The 3,074-nt window shown below is 54.8% G+C and carries 2 protein-coding genes; one reads left to right on the top strand and one right to left on the bottom strand.

All coding sequences use genetic code 11. The annotated features are described in order from the left end of the window. Positions 1–9: 9 nt before the first annotated feature. Positions 10–1,956: an IS21 family transposase gene (gene istA / locus SE18_RS25325; protein ID WP_083470159.1), complete on the bottom strand. Its 1,947-nt coding sequence runs from the start codon at positions 1,954–1,956 to the stop codon at positions 10–12. Between the two features lie 867 nt (positions 1,957–2,823). On the opposite strand from istA, the gene SE18_RS25330 reads away from it, so the two are divergent. Next, positions 2,824–3,074, top strand: a 251-nt coding sequence (locus tag SE18_RS25330) for a hypothetical protein (protein ID WP_152976758.1), incomplete at its 3' end; no start/stop codon positions are given.

A 3,074-nucleotide genomic window follows, 5' to 3' on the forward strand; every position in this document is an offset into this window, starting at 1 on the left:
TCAGCCACCTCATCCCGAGGATGACCACGCGATGATCGCGGATGCCCTTGCTGATCCGTTCGCAGAAGAAGAATAAAAAAGAACACCTGTTCGCTGCCATGTTTTGGGGGGCCGTGCGTTTAAGCCCAGCTGGAGAATACGCCCGACGGTGCGCAGCCGATCCACCACCGTGTCATCCAGCAAGGTGCGCACGACCTGCTCGGTAGCAGGCCCGATCACGGTGGCACGATCCAGCGCCATCTCCCTCCCTAACAGCAGCCCCGGTCGGTGCGTCGGGGGCAGGTGATCCGGATGCGTGAGCCGCTCCCCCGCCGTGGTTGCCCGCTGGTGCGTGGCAACGAGCTGCCAGTCGGTCGTGTAGATCCGCACGTCGGCAGCACCGCCCCGCACATGGACCGCTTGGCCAACGAAGCGAAAGGGCACCGAGTAGAATGCTTGGTTGAACACGACGTAGCAGTCGCGCGCCACCGTGGCTGCCTTCCAGATCGCGAGGTCGTAAGGACTGGCGGGCAGCGCTTGGAGTGCCGCCTGTTCGGTGGCGCGAAACTGGAGGATCGGGACGTGTTTGGTGGTGCCATGGAGACGCTGGCCTGCGGTGGTCTGACACCACGTCAGCACGTCGAGGTTGGCTTGGGTGAGCGTGGTCGGCATCCGGCCTCCGAGGAAGTTCCGCTTGACAAAGTGGACACCACTCTCGACTTTCCCCTTGTGTTCAGGGGTACGTGGCCGACATGGCGCAACCAGAAAGCCGTAATGTTCGGCGCACTCGCGGTAGGCATGTTGGATGTGCGGATCGTCCACGTCGGCATGGGTAACACCAGCCTTGAGGTTGTCGAGCACCACGCGATGGGGAACCCCACCAAAAAACTCGAAGCCATGACGGTGGAGCAGGAGCCACGTCTCGACGGACTGATTCCAGACAAATTCGACATACATAAAGCGGCTCCACGCCAGCACCATGACGAATGCCCAGGCCTTCCGAAGCACCCCCGTCACCGGATCGATCATCCGCCCAGCGTACCCAAAATCGACCTGCGCCTCCTGTCCAGGCGGGGTCTCGACCCGGACGGTCACATCGGGCTGGGCCGGTGTGAGCTGCGCGAGAAAGCGATAGACGGCGGAGAGGGAACCCGTAAAGCCACGCTCGCGGAGGCGTTCACGGATGGCAACGCCTTCGACCCCAGCGGCATGCAGTTCCAAGACCAGCGCCCGAAATGGTTCGAGGCTGGAGACGGTTTGGGGTGGCGCGGGAGTCATGAGCGTGTCGTGCGCCAAGGCGGCGAGGTGCTCGATGGATGGCAGATCGCCCGTCAGCAGCCCATGCTGGGATGCCCACGCACGGTAGCGGCGGATCGTCCGTCGATTAAGGCCCGTGGTGCGCTGGATCGCGCTGTCGTTGGTGGAGGCGCGGAGTTCGCGCACTAGGTCTCGCAATTCCATATAGTCAATCCTCGTGCCCGCCATAGAACCTCCCGCGCTACAGAGTGTTGCGCAACAGGATAGCGGACATGGGGGTGCAATGCACGTCAGATGAGCAGTATTGCCGACGATCGGCTCCATTGGGCACGATTGCCGACGATTATTGAGCGCGATTGCTAACGATTTTTGTGTAGTATAGGGCGGAAAGTGACAATCGGGATCACGCTGGAGATAGGCCAGAATGGTTTTGGCCCCAACGACGCGGTTGTACTGCACCGATAGCGTATCGCGTAGCGCCAAAATACGGGTGATCACGCGCTCCGTCCAAGGGGATGCGGGGGTTTTGCGTGCTCGCGACTGACTTTGGCAGACCATCTGCGGATCGGGATGGGGTGGGGAACCAAGGCGTGCTTTCCATTTTTTGACCCATGCCCGTGAGCGCTGGGTGGCCGCCGCAAACTGGCGATTCGACCAATCAGGGTGGATATGCAGCAACTGATAGAGCGTCATGCGATCAGCAAACCAACGAGTCGTCATCGTGATTCTCCTGCCATAACCCAAGACCAAGCGCCTTGATCATAGCAGGGGCTACGATGAGGATGAACAGGGTCACGATGTGCGTGAACAGCACAACAGATATAGGGATACTATGTCGTTGCTGAGTTTCCACCGTAGTGCTGCTGATGCCACAAGGGCAAGACGAGACACTCAATAAAGAAGTCATCGTCTGTTCTATCAGCAAGGGTGAGCACGGTTGGATAGCGCTGCTGGCATGCCTGAGGGAGGTCATAAAACCGTGCACGCCGGATGGGATACGACACCCCGTCCGACTGGAGGAAGCGAAAATACCAAGAGCTATATTCATCGAGGTGTCCATGGTTCCAAACGGCAAGAACCGATGGTGCTAAACAAAAGCATTGGAGGAGCATGCTGCACATGGACAGTCGTTCTGATAATGGGAGGGATCGCACATAATGCTGGTATGTTAAGCGGAGAATCGTATCATAGTGCGCATACACGTTTCCCAATTGGTTGAGCATAGGTTGTCGCGGGCTGCTCATGGTGGCCTCCAATCAAGGGTTGCCCGATACTACCAGATAGTGTAGCCGAGATTCATGAGACGAGCATCCGAGCGTATTGCTGCGACCGAGGAACCATGCGCTGGTTCAACCCTAGGTCACCACAGTTAATCATGCCGTAGATAGAGCATAGAGTGCGACTGAACATGAGGATCAACGAAGTGTTAGTTAGTCAGCCCATCGCGTTGGATCGCTATTGTCCCGCATCAGCCGCTACGGCGAAATGGTGACATACTGATCATGTCGTGGCTTAGCGTGACTTGACAAACCTAATATTACTGCGACAATAAATATGTCGATTATAAGTTCGCTTAATGAGGATTCTATGGATGACAACGAGCAATATATAAAAAATATAAATATATTACCATCATTGATAGATAAGAATCTAGATATAGTTGAAGATATTGAAAATAATGATTTATTTATTAGTAAATTTATGGATACATATCAAAATAGTAGCATAGACAACGAGCAATATATAAAAAATATAAATATATTACCATCATTGATAGATAAGAATCTAGATATAGTTGAAGATATTGAAAATAATGATTTATTTATTAGTAAATTTAT

This window comes from Herpetosiphon geysericola (assembly GCF_001306135.1).
Classification (GTDB): Bacteria; Chloroflexota; Chloroflexia; order Chloroflexales; family Herpetosiphonaceae; genus Herpetosiphon; species Herpetosiphon geysericola.